This is a genomic window from Streptomyces sp. CB03238 (assembly GCF_002099185.1).
Lineage (GTDB): Bacteria > Actinomycetota > Actinomycetes > Streptomycetales > Streptomycetaceae > Streptomyces.
The window spans coordinates 419,142-440,019 of the sequence record NZ_NBCN01000001.1 but is presented as its reverse complement, the minus strand read 5'-3'; the positions used below and the strand labels follow the sequence as shown (position 1 = coordinate 440,019).

General features: G+C 71.1%; 16 protein-coding genes. 5 read left to right on the top strand and 11 right to left on the bottom strand.

The genetic code is table 11. The features are described from left to right. Positions 1-7: 7 nt before the first annotated feature. The 5 genes from BKD26_RS01955 to rplU all read right to left on the bottom strand — a co-directional run bounded on the left by BKD26_RS01955 (position 8) and on the right by rplU (position 6,794). Positions 8-1,507, bottom strand: a complete 1,500-nt coding sequence (locus BKD26_RS01955; protein ID WP_084895005.1) for a bifunctional cytidylyltransferase/SDR family oxidoreductase — start codon at positions 1,505-1,507, stop codon at positions 8-10. A gap of 165 nt (positions 1,508-1,672) precedes the next feature. Then, a complete protein-coding gene (locus BKD26_RS01950) occupies positions 1,673-3,682 on the bottom strand; it encodes a glycosyltransferase family 4 protein (RefSeq protein ID WP_084895003.1) in 2,010 nt (669 codons plus the stop codon). Between the two features lie 984 nt (positions 3,683-4,666). Then, positions 4,667-6,103 carry a GTPase ObgE gene (obgE, locus tag BKD26_RS01945; RefSeq protein WP_073751259.1) on the bottom strand — a complete coding sequence of 479 codons (1,437 nt, stop codon included), beginning with the start codon at positions 6,101-6,103 and terminating at the stop codon, positions 4,667-4,669. Positions 6,104-6,204: 101 nt separating this feature from the next. Beyond that, complete coding sequence (rpmA, locus tag BKD26_RS01940) at positions 6,205-6,459, bottom strand: 50S ribosomal protein L27 (protein ID WP_073751257.1); 255 nt, start codon at positions 6,457-6,459, stop codon at positions 6,205-6,207. A 14-nt stretch (positions 6,460-6,473) separates the two neighbouring features. Beyond that, positions 6,474-6,794, bottom strand: a complete 321-nt coding sequence (gene rplU, locus BKD26_RS01935) for a 50S ribosomal protein L21 (protein WP_017944922.1) — start codon at positions 6,792-6,794, stop codon at positions 6,474-6,476. A 263-nt stretch (positions 6,795-7,057) separates the two neighbouring features. On the opposite strand from rplU, the gene BKD26_RS01930 reads away from it, so the two are divergent. After that, a complete protein-coding gene (locus BKD26_RS01930) occupies positions 7,058-7,660 on the top strand; it encodes an acyltransferase (RefSeq protein WP_084895001.1) in 603 nt (200 codons plus the stop codon). Positions 7,661-7,987: 327 nt separating this feature from the next. Here the strand turns inward: BKD26_RS01930 and BKD26_RS01925 are convergent, their stop codons facing one another. After that, complete coding sequence (locus BKD26_RS01925; RefSeq protein WP_084894999.1) at positions 7,988-9,139, bottom strand: hypothetical protein; 1,152 nt, start codon at positions 9,137-9,139, stop codon at positions 7,988-7,990. Between the two features lie 142 nt (positions 9,140-9,281). Here BKD26_RS01925 and BKD26_RS01920 point away from each other — a divergent pair, with 142 nt between their 5' ends. The 4 genes from BKD26_RS01920 to BKD26_RS01905 all read left to right on the top strand — a co-directional run bounded on the left by BKD26_RS01920 (position 9,282) and on the right by BKD26_RS01905 (position 14,594). Next, positions 9,282-9,656: an NTP pyrophosphohydrolase gene (locus BKD26_RS01920; RefSeq protein ID WP_084894997.1), complete on the top strand. Its 375-nt coding sequence runs from the start codon at positions 9,282-9,284 to the stop codon at positions 9,654-9,656. A 225-nt stretch (positions 9,657-9,881) separates the two neighbouring features. Then, entirely contained in the window at positions 9,882-10,985 is a 1,104-nt protein-coding gene (gene wecB / locus BKD26_RS01915; RefSeq protein WP_084894995.1) for a UDP-N-acetylglucosamine 2-epimerase (non-hydrolyzing), read from the top strand. Positions 10,986-11,097: 112 nt separating this feature from the next. After that, entirely contained in the window at positions 11,098-12,465 is a 1,368-nt protein-coding gene (locus BKD26_RS01910; RefSeq protein WP_084894993.1) for a glycosyltransferase, read from the top strand. Continuing rightward, entirely contained in the window at positions 12,462-14,594 is a 2,133-nt protein-coding gene (locus BKD26_RS01905; RefSeq protein WP_084894991.1) for a glycosyltransferase family 1 protein, read from the top strand. The genes BKD26_RS01910 and BKD26_RS01905 overlap by 4 nt, the downstream gene beginning before the upstream one ends. Before the next feature lie 58 nt (positions 14,595-14,652). Here the strand turns inward: BKD26_RS01905 and galE are convergent, their stop codons facing one another. The 5 genes from galE to BKD26_RS01880 form a co-directional block, all read right to left on the bottom strand. Then, positions 14,653-15,621 (bottom strand): UDP-glucose 4-epimerase GalE, encoded by a 969-nt coding sequence (gene galE / locus BKD26_RS01900; protein WP_084894989.1) that lies wholly within the window; start codon positions 15,619-15,621, stop codon positions 14,653-14,655. 83 nt (positions 15,622-15,704) lie between these two features. Further along, the gene (locus BKD26_RS01895) at positions 15,705-16,988 is read right to left on the bottom strand and encodes a nucleotide sugar dehydrogenase (RefSeq protein ID WP_084894986.1); all 1,284 of its coding nucleotides are present in this window, start codon (positions 16,986-16,988) and stop codon (positions 15,705-15,707) included. After that, on the bottom strand, positions 16,985-18,613 hold the full coding sequence (locus BKD26_RS01890) for a glycosyltransferase family 2 protein (RefSeq protein WP_084894985.1): 1,629 nt from the start codon (positions 18,611-18,613) through the stop codon (positions 16,985-16,987). Before BKD26_RS01890 ends, BKD26_RS01895 begins: the two co-directional genes overlap by 4 nt. Then, positions 18,610-19,623 carry a Gfo/Idh/MocA family oxidoreductase gene (locus tag BKD26_RS01885; protein WP_084894980.1) on the bottom strand — a complete coding sequence of 338 codons (1,014 nt, stop codon included), beginning with the start codon at positions 19,621-19,623 and terminating at the stop codon, positions 18,610-18,612. Before BKD26_RS01885 ends, BKD26_RS01890 begins: the two co-directional genes overlap by 4 nt. Beyond that, complete coding sequence (locus BKD26_RS01880) at positions 19,620-20,741, bottom strand: DegT/DnrJ/EryC1/StrS family aminotransferase (protein WP_084894979.1); 1,122 nt, start codon at positions 20,739-20,741, stop codon at positions 19,620-19,622. Before BKD26_RS01880 ends, BKD26_RS01885 begins: the two co-directional genes overlap by 4 nt. Between the last annotated feature and the right edge of the window lie 137 nt (positions 20,742-20,878).

Sequence of the window (20,878 nt, the reverse complement as noted above, 5' to 3'; positions counted from 1 at the left end):
GTGAGTATTACACATCTTCCTGTCGGTCCAGCACCGAGGCCAGGGCCTGCTCGAAGCCGGACGCCTCGCTCGCCCCACGGGTGGGGTCCTGCTGCCGTACGTCGATGACATGGCCGGTGAGCTCGGAGAGCAGCACGTCCAACGACGTCCGGGCCACGGCCTCGGAGGACAGCAGCGATCCGGCGGGCTCCTGGCCGAACGCCTTCGTACGCATCGGTGTGGCGGTGCGCTCGGGGTTGACGCAATTCACCCGGATTCCCTCGCCGGCCCATTCGTCGGCAAGGGCCTGGGTGAGATTCACCATGGCTGCCTTGGTGGACGAGTAAAGGCTGTACTCGGCGCGGCCGCGGGTGTAGCTGGAGGAGGTGTAGAGCAGGAGCTGCCCCTTGGTCTCGACCAGGTATTTGTACGCGGCGCGCGCGATCTGCACGGGCGCCAGGTAATTGACGTTCAGCGCTTCCTGAATGGTCGCGTTGTCGGTCTCGGCGAGCTTGCCGATGCGCAGCACGCCGGCCGTGTTGATGACGTAGTCGATACGGCCGCTCTCCGCGTACGCCGTGGAGAGCGCCTCCTCGACGTGCTCGGGGTTCTCGACGTGAGTGCCGGTGGTGGAGCGGCCCAGCGCGTACACCGTGGCGCCGTACCGCTCGGCGAGTGCGGCGATGTCGGCGCCGATGCCGTACGAACCGCCGAAGACGACGAGCGTCTTGCCGGACAGCAGCTCGCGGTAGGCGGCCTCGTCGGCCTGGCGCGGGGCGGCGGTGGAGGCCAGCTGGAACAGTTTGTCGGCGATGAAGACGTCGACGGGCTGGGTGACCTTCATGTTGTACTCGTCGCCCGCGACGACGTGGATCGGCACGTCCGGCAGGTACTTCAGGACGACGCTGCAGTCGTCCGTCGCCTGGAAGTTGGGGTCACCGGCGGCGATCTCGTACGCCCGCCTGATCGTGGACAGCTTGAACGCCTGCGGGGTCTGGCCGCGGCGCAGCCGGGAGCGGTCGGGTACGTCGGTGATGAACTCGCCGTCCTCGCCGTGGGTGCGGGTCACGATGATGGTGTCCGCGGACGGGATGGCGACGTCGACGGCCTGGTAGCGGTCCAGGGCGTCGACACAGTCCTTGATGACGCGCTGTGACAAAAGCGGACGCACCGCGTCATGGAAGAGGACGTTGAGGTCCTCGCCCTCCCCGAGGCCCTCGCCGAGGGCCTCGATGGCGCGCTCGGTGGTCTCGTTGCGGGTGGCGCCGCCCTCGATGACACGGGTGACCTTGGTGAGCCCCGCCTTGGCGATGATCTTCTCGACGTCGGGCACGAACCCCGGCGCCATCAGCACGATCACGTCGTCGACGCACTCGGCCTGTTCGAAGATCGTCAGCGTGTGCTCGATGACCGCCTTGCCCGCGATCTTCAGCAGCTGCTTCGGGATCGCGAGACCCACGCGCTGGCCGGTACCGCCGGCGAGCACGACAGCTGTGGTGCGGGTCTTGGCTTCATGCGGCGCTGACACAGAACGACCTACCTTGCGACGACTGGGGGACGGGCTGATGGTCGCACTCTCCGTGACCGTCTCGCAAGGCGGACGGAGGGCACCCCACACCCGCGCGACACCCGGTGTTCACGCTGTGGCCAGGGAGAGCGGGCGGGCACCGCGAGGGTGCTCCGGTGACCGACATCACGCGGCCGGCTTGTCGACCACGTTGAGGACGAGATCGTTGGCGGCGCTGTAGAAGACCTTGATCACGACCCGGTCCCGAGGCGTGCCCGCCAGCCTCCCGACCAGGGCACGCACCGGCCCCAGCGGCTGCTTCTTGCGCAGTTCGGCCGGGGGGTACGGGAAGAGGGAGCCCTTCTCCACGACGTCGTCGAGGATGCGCGCCAGCCGGACCGGCCCGGCGTCCGGGGCGGGCCGCAGCCACAGGTCCCACACATCGTGAGAGTCCTGCTGGACGGCGACGGGGGTCGTGCAGGAGAAGGTGAACCGGAAACCGCCACCGCCCTCCCGGGCGCCGGGGAAGGCCAGCTCCAGCGGGGCCTTGCCGCGCCGCCGCAGCAGCAGAACCGGTGCGCCACCGGTCTCGGCCGCGCCGTACAGCCGCGCGGACAGCGTGACCGTCCCGCCCTGGATGCGGACGTCGCCGACCTCGGCATGACGGGGGCGCACCCAGGAGCGGAGGTGCAGAGCACCGCTCCTCGTATACGGAACGAGCTGCCGTACCGGTTCGCCGGCGCCCTGGCGGGCGGCCGCCCGCATCGCGCCGCGCTGGTCGACGGCGCGGGTGGCGAGCGGTACGCGTTCGCCCGTACCCGGCAGCTCGAGGTGGGCGGGATGGAGGCCCTCGGCGAACGGCGTGCCGGCCGGGACGGTCGCGGTGCCGTGCTCGTCGAAGGGGAAGCCCTGGTTTTCGACCACCAGGCGGGCGCCCTTACGGGGGGTGAGCAGCGTCACGGTGAGGGTGCCGTCGTCGTCCGCCACGCAGTCGGCGACGGTTCCGGGCGCGGGGACAGCCTCCTCCGGGTGGCGGCCGGACCGGTGGGAGGCGGCCGCGCCGAGCTCGGCGAACAGCTCCTCGTACTGCTTGGCCACCGGGCCCGGGTCGAAACGGCGGCCGTTGACCAGAGCGGCGGCGCCCATACGGCGGCGGAGCGCGGGGTCGTCGATGAGCCGGAGCAGCGCGCCGGCGATGGCACCGACGTCGCCGACGGGTACGAGCAGGCCGTCCTCGCCGTCCTTGATGATCTCGCGGGGGCCGTAGTCGCAGTCGGTGGACACCACGGGCAGGCCGCAGCGCATCGCCTCGACGAGCGTCATGCCGAAGGACTCGTGGCGGGAGGTGGACACGGCGATGGCGCCCTTGACCCACTCGGGCTCGATGGGGGAACGCGGGCCCATGAGGTGGACGCTGTTGTAGAGGCCCAGGTCGTCGATCCTCCTGCGCAGCCGGTCCTTCTGGTTGCCCCAGCCGCAGATGCGCAGGGTCCACTCGGGGCGCTGGGCGACCACCTTGGCGAACGCCTCGATCAGCACGTGGTACTGCTTCTCGGACGCCAGCCGCCCGGCCGCCACGATGGTGGTGCCCGAGGTGTCGGACGGCGTGACGACCGGCTCCGGCACGCTGTTGGGGATCGCGAGCACCCGGGTGCCGGGCAGCGGCATCTGCGCGCGCCACGAAGCCGCGTCGCCTTCGGAGACGGTGACGAACGCGTCGAGCTTCGCCAGGAACGCGGCCATCTCGGCCCGCAGGGCGGGCTTGTGGTGGTTGTGCGTCATGTGCTCCTGGCCGATGAGCACGGCGCTCTCGGGCGCGAACGCGGCGACGTACGCGACGAGTCCGGGCCGGGTGCCTATGACGACGTCGGCGTCGGAGCCGGCGTAGTGGTCGCGTACGCGCTCGTCGGTGAGGCGGCTGTACTCCGTGTACCGCGCCTCGTTCCTCGGGAAGTGCTCGGCGGGCAGCAGGTGCCGCTCGTGCTTGTTCTCGTTGGTGGGCGAGGAGGGGCGGGTGTCGACGAGCGGTACGACGGTGATGCGCGGGTCGATCGCGAAGAGCGGCTCGTCCCGGTGCCGGAACACGGAGACGATCTCCACCTCATGCCGTCCGGCGAGCTCCTCGGCGAGGTTCAGCGTGGTGCGGATGGTGCCGCCGATGCCGTAGATGGTGTGGATGAGGAAGGAGACCTTCATCAACGCTCCGTTCAAGTCAGCCGGGGCGCCTGCGGCCCCACCCCCACGGACAAGACGGTGATCCTCGACCACAGGTTGTCCGGCTGGAGCGACGTAAACGGGATTTCTTACGCTTTTTCGACGCGCGCCCGGCGTCGGGAGCGGGCTGACGCCCCCGGGACGCGGCGGCTTCGCGCCGCGGGGCGTCTGCTGCCGGTGCTTAGTCCCCCACCCCGCCCCTTCCCGAAACCGGGGGCCAGCCCCCGGGCCCCCTGGCGGGGGCTGGCGCCCCCCACACCCCCGGGCGCGCCCGCTTCGCGCCGCGCGGTGGTCGAGCGCGGGGGCTTCGTCCCGCCCCCGTCCGGAAACCGGGGCTCCGCCCCGGACCTCTGGCGGGGGAACCGGGTTGTTCGCGGGGACTGACGCCCCCACACCCCCGGGACGCGGCAGCTTCGCGCCGCGCAGGTGCCCGGGGCCTCGGCTCGGCCCCGAAGGGGGACGCGCAGTGGGGCGTGTCCTGGGCGTAAAACGACTGAGCTTGCGAAGGAGAGCCCAGGACACGACCCACGGAGCGGGACCCCAACGGCACACCCCCGCGCACGGCCCACCCCAAAGGGCACGCCTCGCCGGGACGGCGACCGCACCCGGAAGCGGCGAGCCGCGCGGAACACGGGCCCCGCCCCCACAGGCCCCGCGCCGGACACACCCGAAGGGGGCCACGCCCAGTCGACGCCAATCCCACGCCGGTCCCGGCCGCCCGCACGCACACCCCGCGCCCTCACCACCGCACGGGCCCGCCCCGAGGGCGACGCCCCACCGGAGCGGCAATCGCCCAGGAGGCGCACCGCGCCGCGCCGGGGCCCACCCCAAAGGGCACGCCCCTTGGGGCAAACCCCACGCCACCCCGCCGGACGGCAACCGGCAGAAGACACACCGGGGCGCGCCGGAGAAGCCCCGGGGCGCACGCAGCCGAGCACGGGTGCGCCGACAGGCGGGGGCGGGGGATCAGAAGGGCTCGAAGCCCTCGAACTCGCGCTGGGCCTCGTCCCGCTCCGCCTCGCGGTCCTTGCGGCGCTGTGCCGCAGGACGCGGGGCCTCCATGCGGTGGTCCTCGCCCCGGCGGCCGAGCATCTCCGCGCCCGCCATCATCGTGGGCTCCCAGTCGAAGACGACCGCGTCCTCCTCGGGGCCGATGGCCACGCCGTCGCCCGCGCGGGCTCCGGCCTTCATCAGCGCGTCCTCGACGCCGAGGCGGTTGAGGCGGTCCGCCAGGTAGCCGACGGCCTCGTCGTTGTTGAAGTCCGTCTGGCGCACCCAGCGCTCCGGCTTCTCGCCGCGCACGCGGAAGAGGCCGTCCTCCTCCTGCGTGACCGTGAAGCCCGCGTCGTCGACCGCCTTCGGGCGGATGACGATCCGGGTCGCCTCCTCCTTCGGCTTGGCGGCCCGCGCCTTGGCGACGATCTCGGCCAGCGCGAAGGACAGCTCCTTCAGGCCCAGGTGGGCGACGGCCGAGACCTCGAAGACGCGGTAGCCGCGCGCCTCCAGGTCCGGACGGATCATCTCCGCGAGGTCCTTGCCGTCCGGGATGTCGATCTTGTTGAGGACGACGATCCGGGGACGGTCGTCGAGGCCGCCGTACTGCTTGAGCTCCTCCTCGATGACGTCCAGGTCGGTGACCGGGTCACGGTCGGACTCCAGCGTCGCCGTGTCCAGGACGTGCACGAGGACCGAGCAGCGCTCCACGTGCCGCAGGAACTCCAGGCCCAGCCCACGCCCCTGGCTGGCGCCCGGGATGAGCCCCGGCACGTCCGCGATCGTGTAGACGGTCGAGCCGGCCGTGACCACACCGAGGTTCGGCACCAGCGTCGTGAACGGATAGTCCGCGATCTTCGGCTTGGCGGCGGACAGTACGGAGATCAGCGAGGACTTGCCGGCGCTGGGGTAGCCCACCAGGGCCACGTCCGCGACCGTCTTCAGCTCCAGGACGATGTCGCCGGACCGTCCCGGCTCGCCCAGCAGCGCGAAGCCCGGCGCCTTGCGGCGGGCCGAGGCCAGCGCCGCGTTGCCGAGCCCGCCGCGGCCGCCCTCGGCGGCGACGTACGACGTGCCGTGCCCGACCATGTCGGCCAGCACGTCGCCGTTCTTGTCGAGGACGACCGTGCCGTCCGGCACCGGCAGGACCAGGTCCTGGCCGTCCTTGCCGGAGCGGTTGCCGCCCTCGCCGGGCTTGCCGTTGGTGGCCTTGCGGTGCGGGGAGTGGTGGTAGTCCAGCAGGGTGGTGATCGACTGGTCCACGACCAGGATCACATCGCCGCCACGGCCGCCGTTGCCCCCGTCGGGGCCGCCGAGCGGCTTGAACTTCTCCCGGTGAACGGAGGCACAGCCGTGGCCTCCGTTACCCGCGGCGACATGCAGCTCGACGCGGTCCACGAAGGTGGTCATGTCCTGTGCCTCCAGTTACGTAGGAAATGTCTTCGGTGCAACAAGCGAAAGGCGGACCCGCTTCCCGTACGGGAAGTGAGGTCCGCCTCCGCGAAAGTGGCTTAGGCAGCCGGAACGATGTTCACGACCTTGCGGCCACGGAAGGTGCCGAACTGCACCGCACCGGCCTGCAGCGCGAACAGCGTGTCGTCGCCGCCACGGCCGACGCCCGAGCCGGGGTGGAAGTGGGTGCCACGCTGGCGGACCAGGATCTCACCGGCGTTGACGACCTGACCGCCGAAGCGCTTCACGCCGAGCCGCTGAGCGTTGGAGTCGCGACCGTTCCGGGTGGACGATGCGCCCTTCTTGTGTGCCATGTCTCCTCAGTCCCTTACTTCGCAGCCGTGGGGATCGCCGTGACCTTGATCGCCGTGTACTGCTGGCGGTGGCCCTGGCGACGGCGGTAGCCGGTCTTGTTCTTGTAGCGCAGGATGTCGATCTTGGCGCCCTTGTGGTGGTCCACGACCTCGGCCTGGACCTTGATGCCGGCCAGCACCCACGGGTCGCTGGTCACAGCGTCGCCGTCGACAACGAGCAGGGTCGAGAGCTCGACCGTGTCGCCAACCTTGGCAGTGGAAATCTTGTCAACCTCAACGATGTCGCCGACAGCAACCTTGTGCTGGCGACCACCGCTGCGCACGATGGCGTACACGCGGATCTCTCTCTCGCTCGGAACGGAAACCCCTGATGCCAGCCGCTCGCACGGGCCGACGGGCCCGTGACTGTTCCGGAAGGATGAGCGGCCTCTCCCGACCAGGCGGGAGGGAGGTGCTCAGGAGCTGGCGCGCATGGAAACACGCCGACGGTCAAGGTTACGGTCCCCGCTTCCGGGGGTCAAACCAGCCCGTCCGGACCGCGCCGGGGCCACCGCCCGTATGCTCACCGGGCAAGCCGCACACCGGAAGGCAGAGCACAGTGAACTACAGGGTCCAGCCCACCGCGCAGGTCGCCGACACCGCCGAGATCGGCGCCGGGAGCAGCGTCTGGGAGCTCGCGCAGATCCGCGAGGACGCGAAGCTCGGCGAGGGCTGCGTGATCGGCCGCGGTGCGTACGTCGGCACGGGCGTGCGCATGGGCGACAACTGCAAGCTGCAAAACTACTCCCTGGTCTACGAGCCGGCCGAGCTCGGCGACGGTGTCTTCATCGGCCCCGCCGTCGTCCTCACCAACGACCACAACCCGCGCTCCGTCGACCCCGACTTCAAGCAGAAGCGCGGCGGCGACTGGGAAGCCGTGGGCGTGAAGATCGCCGACGGCGCCTCGATCGGCGCGCGCTCGGTGTGCGTGGCACCGCTGGAGATCGGCCGCTGGGCGATGGTGGCCGCGGGCGCGGTCGTCACCAAGGACGTCCCCGACTTCGCGCTGGTCGTGGGCGTTCCGGCACGGCAGATCGGCTGGGTCGGCCGGGCCGGCGTACGGCTGGTGGAGCGGGCCGGCGAGCCGGGCGTGTGGGAGTGCCCGAAGACCGGCGCGCTGTTCGACGAGAAGGACGGCACGCTCACCGAGCGCGCGGCCTGACGTACGGGCCGGCCGCCCATTGCCACGGCCCGCACCCGGCAGACGGCCGGGTGGGGCCCGTGCAGGGTCGCCCCCGCAGAGGTTGGCGGCGACGAAACGGCTCCCGGAAAAGGCACCTAAGGCCGCCGGCCTCGAGGAGGCGAGCCCGGAGGGGCCCCGCCCCCACGCACGCACCGCCCCCGTGGCCACGCACCGCCCCCGTGGGCACCCAGGCAAGGGCACCGCCCCAGTCCCGTTGTGCCCAGCGGAACGGGTGGGCACAACAAAACGGGTGGCCACCACGAGGAGGGACCCGCCGCCGGAGGCGACCGGCGCCGCCCCGGCCCCCTACACCCGCGCCCACGCCTCCAGGGCCAGCCCCGGTTCCGGCTTCTGGCGGGCGACGCGCAGGGTGCCGTCCGTGCCGAAGGCGGCCATGACGACCCGGCCGCGGCCGTCGAGTGCGAGCGCGGGTGCGCCCGCGCACGGTTCGCCGGTGAGCGTCCAGGTGGCGCCGAGCGCCTCGTCCTCCGTCGGGTAGGCGGCCAGCGCGGGGCGGCCGGTGGCGGCGTCCCGGCGGGCCATGACCGTGCAGTCGTGGCCGTCCACGGCGGTACGGAGGGTGGCGACCGGGCCGGTGCCCGCGCCGGAGCCGAGGACGGACGGGGCCTTGTCGGAGGGGCGCCAGGCCCGGACCGTACCGTCGTCGGCGTCGTGCCAGAAGTGGGTGAGGCGGCCCGCGCCGGTGCGCTCCGAGGAGAGGGAGCCCGCCTCGGCCCTGGCCGGGATGTCCTCGGCGCGCTGGAACTTCACGCCCTTGGTCTCCTGCGTCCAGCGCAGGATGTGTCCGGCCGTCGGCGCGACGAGTTCCATCAGCCCGTCGGTGGTGATCGACGCCGTGATGGTGTGATCGCCGACGATCCCGCTGCCCTTGAGGTCGGCCCACTTGTTCCACTTGCCCGACGGCACCGAGGAGCGCCCGCAGATCCCGCCGCCCACATTGCGTACGAAGACGTGCAGCGAGCCGTCGGAGTCGATGACGGCCGCCGGCAGACCGATCTGCGCGGCGAGCGCCGGGTCGTTCGGGTACGGGTTGCCCACAACGGCCCAGTCGCGTACCGCCAGGCCCGACTGGTACTGGAGCGCGAAGACCACGTCGGTGGCGGGGGTGCCGTCCGCGAGGCGCGTGCGGCGCAGCGCCACGAGGTGGACGTAGCCGTCGGCGCCCTGGGCTATGGAGAGGTGCGGCACGATGCCGGGCGCCGGGAGCTTCTCGGGGCCGGTCCACTCGGGGCCGCCCGGGTGCTTCTCGGTCCAGCGCAGCACGGCGCCCTCGACCGGGGCGTACGCCGTGAGGCGGCCGTCCTTGCCGCGCACCAGCCAGTCGGTGGTGGCCGGGAGGGAGGAGGCGTCGGGGAGCGGGGCACCGCCCGTGGCGGCGCTACGGCGCGGAGGGGCGTCCGCAGGACGCTTGGACTTCCGCGCGGACCACACCGCCATGGCTCACCGCCGACCTTCCCCTGAACAGTTCAAACAGTTCACGCACAGTTCCCCCAAGCTTGCGCGACGATAGCATTTTGACGCGTGTTCCCCAGTCCCCCGAAAGGCCCACCCGGCCGCCCGTGCATGGGACCCTCGTAGCGTGCTCACTCTCCTCGTCGTCGATGCCGCGAACGTCGTCGGATCGGTGCCCGACGGCTGGTGGCGGGACCGCCGCGGAGCCGCCGAGCGACTGCGTGACCGGCTCGTCCCGTACGCCTCCGGCGGGGTCGCCGGGCATCCGGGCCCGCTGGACGTCGTGCTCGTCGTCGAGGGGCAGGCCCGGGGCGTGGAGCCGGTGCCGGGGGTGCGGGTCGACGCGGCGCCCGGCAGCGGCGACGACCGGATCGTGGAGCTGGCGGGCGAGGCGGCCGCGGCGGGGCGTACGTGCCTCGTGGTGACGGCCGACCGGGAACTGCGCCGGCGCGTGGCCGCGCACGGTGCCGAAAGCCTCGGCCCCCGCTCCGTACGGCCCTGAGACCCCGTCCGCACCGCCGCGAAACCTCGCCGTCAACTGTTCACGGAATCGTTATCCCGGCCGTTCAGCGGTGCGCACGCACCTTCTGACCATGTCTGACCACGGCCGTCGGACCGTGCCGTTCCACCCCGTGCTCCGGCCGCGGGCCTGGTCATCCCGGCCATTGCCTACGATGGCACGGCACGCCTCCCTCATTGACCTGTCCCAGTAGAAGAAGAGTGCTCAGTGAAAGTCATCAGCATCGTCGGCGCACGTCCCCAATTGGTGAAGCTCGCCCCCATCGCGGCCGCGTTCGCCGAGACGGAGCACGAGCACTTCATCGTGCACACCGGGCAGCACTACGACGCCGACCTCTCCGACGTCTTCTTCGACGGCCTCGGCATCCCTGACCCGGACGTCCACCTGGGCGTCGGATCCGGCAGCCACGGCGTCCAGACCGGTGCCGTGCTCTCCGCGCTGGACCCGGTCCTGGAGCGCGAGAAGCCGGACTGGGTGCTGGTCTACGGCGACACCAACTCGACCATCGCCGGTGCGCTTTCGGCCGTGAAGATGCACCTGCCGGTCGCCCACCTGGAGGCGGGTCTGCGCTCGTTCAACCGGCGTATGCCGGAGGAGCACAACCGCGTCCTGACCGACCACTGCGCCGACGTCCTGCTCGCCCCGACCGAGGAGGCCATGCGCCACCTCGCCGACGAGGGCCTGAAGGACCGTGCCGTACTGGCCGGTGACGTGATGGTCGACATCTGCCTGAAGATCCGGGACGACGTGCTGGCGGGCAAGCACCCCGCGCCGGCGCTGCCCGAGGGCATCGACCCGTCGAAGCCGTTCCTGCTGGCCACGCTGCACCGGCCGGACAACACCGACGACCCGGAGCGCCTCCGCGCGATCATCGACTCGCTGGCCGGCCTGCCGGTCCCCGTCGCGCTGCTCGCCCACCCGCGTCTGGTCTCGCGTGCCCAGGCGCACAACATCGAGCTGAACACCGGCTCCGTGCACGTCGGCCGTCCGCTGCCGTACGCCGGTCTGGTCGCCGCCGTGCTGGCCTCGGCCGGTGTGGTGACCGACTCGGGCGGTCTGCAGAAGGAAGCGTTCCTGCTGGAGCGCATCACCACCACCATCCGTCCCGAGACGGAGTGGGTGGAAACCGTCGACACGGGCTGGAACGTCCTTGTTCCCGACCCGCACACGCTGCCGGCCGACGAGTGGGCCGCCACCGTGACCCGTGCGGTGCCCACGGCCGACCCGGGCACCCCGTACGGCGACGGACGGGCCGCCCGCAACGTTGTCCGGATCATGGAAGAGTGGAAGGGAGGCAGCCGGCACGCGTGACCGGACAGGTCCTCTCACGAGGCACTTTTCCGTACATGTCACCGTGCTAGCGTCACCGGTTATGTCAGCGTCTCCCAGGTCCGGGCTGCCCGCGGCAGGCAAGCGGCCCCATGTGATCTACCTCGCCATCGGTTTCCCGCCCGCGGCCAAGAGCTGCGCGTACCGCATGCGCGAGACCGCGAACCAGTTCATCAACCAGGGCTGGGACGTCACCGTCGTCACCATCGCGCAGGAGTCGTGGGAAAGGGACTCCGGCGTCGACCTCACCCTTCTGGAGCAGGTCGACCCGAAGATCAAGATCGTCGAACTGCCGTTGGTGCGCGAGGACCTGGAGACGGACATCCGTCTGTACAGCGAGGAGCGCGCACTCAACCCGAACGGGTGGGTGACGCGGCTGCGCCGTCGCCAGATGGAGCCCTTCCCCGAGCCCAACTTCGGTGAGTGGCGCGAGGATCTGGAGCAGGCCGTGCTCCGCATCCACGGCGAGCACCCGGCCGACCTGCTGCTCGCCAGCTGCGTCCCCTACGTCAACCTCGCCGCGGCGTGGAAGCTGTGGGAGGAGGCGAAGGTCCCGTACGCGGTGGACTTCCGCGACGGCTGGTCCATCGACGTCATCGACGGCGTCGAGGCGTTCGCCCGCGACTCCGCCGAGGGTCGCTGGGAGCAGAAGATCCTCGACAACGCGCTGTCCCTGTGGGTCGTCAACGACCCGATCGCGGAGCACTACCGCACCCGCTACCCCGACTTCGCCGACCGCGTCCACGTCGTGCGCAACGGCTACGACGCCGACAGCTCGCCGGGCAAGGCGCACCGCGCCAACCCCGAGGCGGGCCTGGCCTTCGGCTACCTCGGCACCGTCAACTTCACGGTCCCGCACCTGGAGACCGTGCTCAACGCCTGGCGCGCCGCCCGCGAGAAGGAGCCGCTGCTGGCCAACGCCACCTTCGAGGTGCGCGGTCACATCGGCAACGGCTCCGGCCGCGAGGCCAACCGGCACGCCGAGGTCCTCAAGCAGGCCGAGGTCGACGGCGTACGCTTCGGCGGCCCCGCCGCCAAGGCCGAGGTGGCGTCCATCTACGCCCGCTGGGACGCGATGGTCCTCATCCTCATCGGCGGCCGTTACGTCACCTCCGGCAAGGTGTACGAGTACATGGCGACCGGCCTGCCGATCGTCTCGGCGCACGTCGTCGAGCACGACGCGTCCAACGTGCTGCGCGGGCACCCGCTGTGGACGGGCGCCGTCGGCATCGACGAGGAGGGGCTGACCGAGTCCTTCATCACGGCCGCGCACATGGCGGTGGAGACGAGCGACGAGGTACACGCCGAAGCCATGGCGCACGCCGACCAGTTCACCCGCGAGGCGCTGATGACCTCCGCCGTGAAGCAGCTGATCGACGACTACGCCGCGCTCAGGCCGGAAAGCACGGACGCGGCTTCCCTCGCCGAGAACCAGATCGTCGCCGGAGGACCGTCCCTGTGACCACCGTCCTGTTCATCGCCAGCGTCCGGCCCCAGCTGGGCGTGTTCGCCGACTCGGTGCGCAAGTTCCGCGCCGCGGGCGCGAAGACGTTCCTCGCCGGTACGTTCCACCTCGAGCCGGTCGCCGAGGAACTCGCCGCCATGGAGCTGGACGGCACGCACCAGCTCCCGCGCAACCTCAACGTCCGCAGCGCGGCGCTGCGCCGCAAGGCCCGTATGGCGCCGGGCGGCATGAAGGTGTGGATGCAGGCGCAGCGGGACAGCCGGCTGCGCCGGCAGGCCCGCACGGCGGACGTCCTGGTGGCGCTCGACGCGGGCGCCGTCTACACGGTGTGGCGCCTCGCGCAGTACTACCGGATCGAGGAGGCCCACTTCGGCCTGGCGCCGGCCCTGAAGGCCGTCGACCGGGTCAAGGAGAAGGGCTCCACCGCCGGCCGGGGCGTCCTGCCGCCGCTGGACGTCGTCAAGCAGAACGTGCGCCGCTCCGTGGACGGCCTGCCGGCCGCCGTCATGCGGCGCGCCACCGCCCGCCCGGTGATGCGCTCCACGGTGGGTGCCCGGATGTGGCGTACGGCCGTCACGGCGCCCGGCGTGCCGCCCAAGGTGCGCATCGCGACTTCCCGCTATGTGGCCGAGGGCATGCAGTGGGCGGGCCGCACCAGTGGCGCCGCCCTGGCGCTCGCCGCCGCCGCGTCGAAGATCTCCGACCTGGGGCTCAAGGCGCAGCTGCTGGACGAGGCCGTGATGAAGGAGCTCGGCAAGGGGCTGAACCCGCGCGACCTCGACAAGGCGGTCGCCGCGCAGCTCGCGCACGCCGACGCCCAGTTCGCGGACGGCAACCACGAGAAGGCGTCCTTCGCGCTGGACCGTGCGCTGTTCCTGGGCTTCCACCGGGTGCTGCACATCGACCAGCTGTCGTCGCCGCTGGCCAAGGACGCGGAGGGCTTCGTCAAGCCGCTGTACCGCTCCAAGGTGATGGGCGTCATGCAGCGCCCGCAGGGCCGCAGGACCCCGGCCGCGCCGGCGCCCAAGGACCGTCCGCTGCGGCTGCTGGTCACCACCAGCGCCAACGACAACTTCCTGCACCACATCCTGGACCGGTACGGCAACCACGAGGGCGTGGAGCTGCGGTACCTGGACCTGGCGGCGCAGAAGGCGCTCAAGCGGATCGCGTGGGCGGGCCGCCGGGTGCTGGAGGACCGTCTGGCCGGCGGTACGAGCACGTACCAGGAGGAAGTCGAGCGGCTGATGCGGCCGTACCTGGACTGGGCGGACACCGTCTTCCTGGACTGGTCGGTGGGCCCGGCGGCGATGCTGACGACGATCGACCCGGGCGACACCCGGATCGTCGTCCGCCTGCACAGCTACGAGGCGTTCACGCGCTGGCCGCACATGACGGACTTCTCGCGGATCGACGACCTGATCTACGTCGCCCCCCATGTGAAGGACCTCGTCGAGTCGCTGGTGCCGATGCTGCGCGGTGACAGCGCGCCGCGCGCTCACCTCATCGACAACGCCATGGACCTGTCGGGCTTCGCCCGCCCGAAGTCCGAGGACGCCCGCTTCAACCTGGGCCTGGTGGGCATCAGCCAGGTCGCCAAGGACCCGATGTGGGCCGTGGACGTCCTGCGGCGGGTGCGGGAGCAGGACGAGCGCTACCGGCTGCTGCTGGTGGGCGGCGACATGAACCCGAAGACCAGCCGGGCGACCCGCGACTACCGGCGCCAGTTCGAGAAGGAGATCGCCCCGCTCGTCGAGGAAGGTGTCGTGCTGCGGCTCGGCCCGACCGACGACGTGCCGTCGGCGCTCACCGACATCGGCGTCATCCTGTCCTCGTCGGTACGTGAGGGCTGCCACGTGGGCCTGATGGAGGGCGCGGCGAGCGCCGCCGTCCCCGTCGCCCGCGACTGGCCGTTCTACGCGGGCAAGCCCAACAGCGCCCGCACGCTGTACCCGGAGGGCTGGGTCGTCGGCTCCACGGAGGAGGCCGCGCAGCGGATCCTGGAGACGACGGCGACCGAGGAGGCGTGGCAGAACGCCGGGAAGCTGGCGTCGGAGTACGCGCTGTCGACGTGGGACTGGCCTGTCGTGAGCAAGGCCTTCGACAAGCTGTTCCTCGGAGACCGCTAGGCGGTACGAGAGAAGGGCCCCGGGAGCGATCCCGGGGCCCTTCTCGTATGTGCGGTGCTTACGGGTGGCGCAGCTGCCAGCCCGCCCACGCGGACTCGACCATCTCGCGCACGCCGTACCGCGCGGTCCAGCCCAGCTCATCGGCGATGCGGTCGGCGGAGGCCACCACGCGGGCCGGGTCGCCGGGGCGGCGGTCGGTGACGAGCGGCTCGATGTCGGTGCGGCCGGTGACGTCCTGGATGATGTCGACCATCTCCGTGACGGAGACGCCCTCGCCGCGGCCGATGTTCAGGACCAGCGAGGCGTCCGGGTCGGCCGCGAGCCGGCGGGCGGCGGCGACGTGCGCGGAGGCGATGTCCTCGACGTGGATGTAGTCGCGGATGCAGGTGCCGTCGGGCGTCGGGTAGTCGTCGCCGAAGATCCGCGGCTGCTCGTCGGCCGTGAGGCGTTCGAACACCATCGGTACGAGGTTGAAGACGCCGTCGTCGCCCAGCTCGGGCGTGGCGGCGCCCGCCACGTTGAAGTACCGCAGCGACGCGGTCGCCATCTTGTACGTCCGGCCCGTCGCCGTGACCAGCCACTCGCCGGCCAACTTGGTCTCGCCGTACGGGTTGATGGGCGCGCACGGGGTGGCCTCGGTGACCAGGTCCACGTCGGGCATGCCGTACACGGCGGCCGACGACGAGAACAGGAACCGGCTCACCCCGGCCTCGACGGCACCCTCCAGGAGCGTACGGAGGCCCTCGACGTTCTCGCGGTAGTAGTGCAACGGCTTGGCGACCGACTCGGCGACCTGCTTCTTGCCCGCGATGTGCACGATGCCGGTGACGGCGTGCTCACGGAGGACGCGGTCGACGACGTCACGGTCCAGGACGGTGCCGACCTCCAGGGGGACGCCGGCGGGGAGCCGCTCGGCGCGGCCCGTGCTCAGGTCGTCCAGGACGACGATCCGCTCGCCGCCCTCGGCCATCGCCTTCACCACGTGGGAGCCGATGAATCCGGCGCCGCCAGTAATCAACCAGGTCATGGGGAAACCTCTGCAAACCGGCCCTGCCCCACACGTGCGCGGGGCAGGGCCACTGTTCGTTGTGTACGGGACCGACTGCCGGGTCAGCCGCCGATGACGACGCGGCGGACACCCTCCCAGCGGGCCGGGTCCGTGGTGCGGCGGCCGTCGACCAGGACGGTGACGTCCGGCAGGTCGGAGGCGGCCAGCTCACGGTACTCGGCGTGGTCGGCCTGGAGGATCGCGGCGGTGACCTTCTCGCCCTGGTGGGGGGTGAGGCCGTGCGCGGCGAGCTCCTCGGCCGTGTACATCGGGTCGGAGACGTACGGGACGGCGCCACGGGCCTTGAGAGCCTGGACGGTGCCGAAGACGCCGGAGAACGCGGTCTCCTTGACGCCACCGCGGTAGGCGGCGCCCAGCACCAGCACGTTCACGTCCTTCAGGTCGCCGTAGGCGGCGGCCAGCAGGTCGACGGCGTACTCGGGCATCGCGGCGTTGGCCTCGCGGGCCGAGCGCACGACGGTCGCCTCCGGGTCGTTCCACAGGTACATCCGCGGGTAGATCGGGATGCAGTGACCGCCGACGGCGATGCCGGGCTGGTGGATGTGGCTGTAGGGCTGGCTGTTGCAGGCCTCGATGACCTTAAGGACGTCGATGTTCTGCTTGTCGGCGAACCGGGCGAACTGGTTGGCCAGACCGATGTTGACGTCGCGGTACGTGGTCTCGGCGAGCTTGGCGAGCTCGGAGGCCTCGGCGGTGCCCAGGTCCCACACGCCGTTGGCGCGCGGCAGGTCGTCGCGCTCGTCGAAGTCGAGGACCTGCTCGTAGAACTCGACGCCGTGCTTGGCCGACGCCTCGTCGATGCCGCCGACGAGCTTGGGGTAGCGGCGCAGGTCGGCGAAGACCCGGCCGGTGAGGACGCGCTCCGGGGAGAAGACCAGGTGGAAGTCCTCGCCCGCCGTCAGGCCGGAGCCCTCCTCCAGCATCGGCGCCCAGCGGGTGCGGGTGGTGCCGACCGGCAGGGTGGTCTCGTAGGAGACGAGGGTGCCCGGCTTGAGGCCCTTGGCGATGGCCTTGGTGGCGGAGTCCATCCAGCCGAAGTCGGGGGTGCCCTCGGCGTCCACGAACAGCGGGACGACGACCACGACGGCCTCGGACTGGGCGACGGCGGCCGCGGTGTCGGTGGTCGCGGACAGCAGACCGGCGTCGACGGTCTGCTTCAGCAGCCGGTCGAGGTCGTGCTCGCCGGGGAAGGGCTCGGTGCCGGCGTTGACCAGCTCGACGACCTTCTCGTTGACGTCGGCGCCGATGACCTTGTGGCCCTTGGCGGCGAACTGCACGGCGAGCGGCAGGCCGATCTTGCCGAGCGCGACTACACAGATATTCATCGGGTCAGTTTCCTCTTCACACGGGACATCAGTTGACGCAGTCGCTTGCCCACGCCGCGCGAGGGCTCCCAGAGCGGAGCCGTGGTGATCACCAGCCGCCCCTTGGGGTTGGCGTTGGCGGAGATCCGGTACGGGATCACCTCGCGCCAGCGCCGCGCCAGGGGCAGTGGCACGCCACGGACCGGCACGGGAATCTCGTACGTCGAGCCTGCCACGTCGGCGTACACGCGCACACCGAGCTTGGCGCTCTTGGGTTTGACCGGGATACGGGCGGTGAGCAGGGTACCCTCGCCGTCCTCGGTCGGCTTGCGGGTGAACTCCCCGACCGGCGCGGGCAGTTCGTGTCCTACGGGGAGCCTGCGGGCGCCGGGCTTGTCGGCGCTCTTGGGCATGGCCTTGGTGGCGAGCCTCACGACGGCCGAGCCGGTCTCGCCGGTCAGCCCGAGCCGTACCGTCAGGCCGACGGCCATGTCGTCGCCGTTCTGGTCCCACTCGGCCGCGGCCAGCGACGTGACCTCGGCCAGCCGGCCGGGGACGGCCTCGCCGATCACCTCGTACACCCGGTCGGGCAGCCCGACGGCCGGGTCGCGGAAGCCGGGGTAGCGGACGAACGCCCGCCCATCCTCCAGGAGCAGCGGCGGGGATCCGTGCGCGGCCTCGTCCTCGATGGCCCGTACGAGCTCCTCGACGGCGCCGCGCCGGGCCAGGCAGATCCGCACCCGCCGCTTGACGTCCATCGCGTCGCGCAGCGCGTCGGTGAAGTACTCGTCCGCCAGCTTCGCGATGCCCGCGCACACCTCGGTCCGGGTGGCCGCGTCGAGCGAGGGGAAGTCGTCCTGGATGAGCTTGGCGAGCTCCCAGGTGAAGTGGCGGTTGAGGACCGCGTCACGCTGCGGGCCCGCCTCGATCAGCGAGGCCGCGAAGTGCATGATCCGCTCGGTGCAGCGCAGCCGGGACAGGTGGTTCGCCCGGTAGGTGATGTTGCTGGCGTCGCCGCGCTTGACCGCGTAGTAGTACGTGTAGTCCGCGAGGACCGAGATTTTCGCGGCCCGTACGCACGCCTCCAGGGTGAACGGCTGGTCGGAGCCGACCGGCAGGTCCTCGGGGAAGCGCAGCTCGTACTTCTCCACCAGCTCGCGGCGGAAGAGCTTGGTATTGGCCAGGGTGAACGGCAGGGCCGAGTCGTACAGCGAGATGTCCGGGTCGCTCTTCTTGAAGAGCGCCTGGTGGACGTAACGGCCGTTGGTGCCCACCATCTTGCCGACGACGACGTCGGAGCCGTGCTTGTCGGCACAGGCCACCATGCGCTCCAGGGCTTCCTTGCCCAGGTAGTCGTCGGAGCCGATGAAGTACACATAACGACCGGTGGCCAGCTCCAGGGCCCGGTTGCTGGGAGCAGCCGGGCCACCGGAGTTGGCCTGATGGATCACCTTGACAGTGTTCGGGTACTTCTCCGCGAAGCGGTCCAGTTCCCGGCCACTGTCGTCGGTCGAGCCGTCGTCGACGGCCACGACCTCGAGCCGGTCCAGCCCGATGCTCTGCCCCACCAGCGAGTTCAGGCACTCGGTGAGGTACGGCATCGTGTTGTACACGGCTACCACGACGGTGACATCGGGTGTGGTCAACTGGCCACGTCCTCCGGGGTGAGCCGCACGGTGACACCGCGGTCGGCGGAGTCGATGACGGCCGCGGCCACCTCCACCGTACGCAGACCCTGGCGCAGCGTGCAGATGTCGTCACCCTTGCCGAGGACCGCGTCCCGGAACAGCTCGTGCTCGACGAGGAGCGGCTCGCGCTTCGGGATGGCGTAGCGGATCATGTCACCCTCGGAGACACCGCGGAACGCGCGCAGCGCCTCCCACTCGGTGGCGACGGCGGCGTTGGAGTAGAACGTGAGGTCGGCGGTAAGGGTGTCCGCGATGAAGCAGCCCTTCTCGCCGGTGACCGACGTGAAGCGTTCCTTCAGCGGGCTCAGCCAGTTGACCAGGTGGTTGACCATCGTGCCGTCGGAGAGCTGGCCGACGGCGGAGACCATGTCCTCGTGCGGGCGGCCCGACTTCGACACCGTGTGCGCGGCGATCGACGTGTACTGCTGGCCGGTGACCCAGCCCGTCAGGTCGATGTCGTGGGTGGCGAGGTCCTTGACCACGCCGACGTCCGCGATGCGGTGCGGGAAGGGGCCCTGGCGGCGGGTGACGACCTGGTACACGTCGCCCAGCTCACCGGCCTCCAGGCGGGAGCGGAGGCTGCGCAGCGCCGGGTTGCACCGCTCGATGTGGCCGACGCCGGCCACCAGGCCGCGCGTCTCGAACGCCTCGACGAGGCGGCGGGCGCCGTCGACGGTGTCGGCGACCGGCTTCTCGATCAGCGCGTGGACGCCGGCGTCGGCGAGCTTCAGGCCGACTTCCTCGTGCAGCGCGGTCGGGCAGGCGACGACGGCGTAGTCGATGCCCAGCGAGATCAGTTCCTCGACGGTGGACAGGACGGGAGCGCCCTGCGCCCAGCCGTTCTTGTCGCCCATCGGGTCGACGACGCCGACGAGGCTCACGCCGTCCAGTCCGGCCAGTACGCGGGCGTGGTGGCGTCCCATCGAGCCGAGGCCGATCAGGCCGGCCCGCAGTCCAGCAGCAGTCACAGGTTCTCTCCCAGCGCGTTCACGGCGGTGACGATGCGCTCAAGGTCGTTCTGGGTCAGCGAGGGGTGCACGGGCAGCGAGACGACCTCAGCGGCGGCCTTCTCCGTCTCGGGCAGGTCCCAGTTGCGGCCCGCCTTCTGGTCCGGCTCCCAGTACGGCTTCAGCCGGTGGATCGGGGTCGGGTAGTAGACGGCGTTGCCGACACCCGCCTCGGTGAGCTTCGCCATGGCGGCGTCACGGTCACCGCCCTGCACCCGGATCGTGTACTGGTGGTAGATGTGGCGCGCGCCCTCGGCCACGATCGGCGTCACGATGCCCGGCGCGGTGATGTGCTCGCTCAGGTACGCGGCGTTGGCGATGCGCGTCTCGGTCCAGCCGTGCAGCTTGGACAGCTGTACGCGGCCGACGGCGGCGGCGACATCGGTCATGCGCATGTTGGCGCCGACGATCTCGTTGGCGTACCGCTGCTCCATGCCCTGGTTGCGCAGCAGGCGCAGGGTGCGGGCGGTCTCGGCGTCCGCGGTGGAGATCATGCCGCCCTCGAGGGAGTGCATGTTCTTCGTCGGGTAGAAGCTGAACGTGCCGCCGGAGCCGAAGGCGCCGACCGGGGTGCCGTTCAGGGCCGCGGCGTGCGCCTGGCAGGCGTCCTCGACGACCGCGAGCTTGTGCTTCTCGGCGATGGCCATGATCTTGTCCATGGCGGCCGGGTTGCCGTAGATGTGCACCGGCATGATCGCGGCGGTGCGCGGGGTGATGGCGGCCTCGACCGCGGCCGGGTCGATGTTGAAGCTGTCGGCCTCGATGTCGACGAAGACGACGTCGGCGCCGACCAGGCGGACCGCGTTCGCCGAGGCGGCGAACGAGAAGGACGGGACGATCACCTCGTCACCCGGGCCGATGTTCAGAGCCATCAGAAGGAGGTGCAGCGCCGAGGTACCGGAGTTGACGGCGACGCAGTGGCGGCCGTCGACCAGCTCGGAGAATCCCTCCTCGAAGGCGGCCACTTCGGGGCCCTGTACGACGCGGCCGGTGCGCAGTACGCGTACCGCGGCCTCGATCTCTTCTTCACCGATGACCGGGCGGGCAGCGGGGATGGGCTGCTCGTTGATGCTCGGCATGGACGTCCTCCTTGAACACCGCAAGAGCTCTTTGTGGCAGAGGTCTGAAGGGTGTTGCGGAGGCTAACAAGGCCGCGCTTACCCCTCCGGCGCGATGCCGACGCCCTACCGAGGAATGCTGGGACCGGTCTGTCCCG